The organism is Bacillus cereus (genome assembly GCF_002564555.1).
GTDB classification, from domain to species: Bacteria; Bacillota; Bacilli; order Bacillales; family Bacillaceae_G; genus Bacillus_A; species Bacillus_A cereus_K.
Map to the genome: position 1 here is coordinate 1 of NZ_NUVD01000040.1, position 267 is coordinate 267.

Here is a 267-nt window from a genome sequence, read left to right on the forward strand (position 1 = left end):
AAAAATGGGGCGACTGATGGGAATCGAACCCACGAATGCCGGAGCCACAATCCGGTGCGTTAACCACTTCGCCACAACCGCCATGTTGTGTAAATATATTTGGCAGGGGCAGTAGGAATCGAACCCACACTGGAGGTTTTGGAGACCTCAGTTCTACCTTTAAACTATGCCCCTATGTAAATGGTGGAGGGGGGCAGATTCGAACTGCCGAACCCGAAGGAGCGGATTTACAGTCCGCCGCGTTTAGCCACTTCGCTACCCCTCCGA

At 53.2% G+C, this 267-nt stretch carries 3 tRNA genes; all 3 read right to left on the reverse strand.

The features are described 5' to 3' along the window. Positions 1-5: 5 nt before the first annotated feature. Positions 6-81 (reverse strand) — tRNA-His (locus tag COI75_RS17055). 19 nt (positions 82-100) lie between these two features. Then, a tRNA-Trp gene (locus COI75_RS17060) sits at positions 101-174 on the reverse strand. 7 nt (positions 175-181) lie between these two features. Then, positions 182-265, reverse strand: a tRNA-Tyr gene (locus COI75_RS17065). Positions 266-267: the final 2 nt, after the last annotated feature.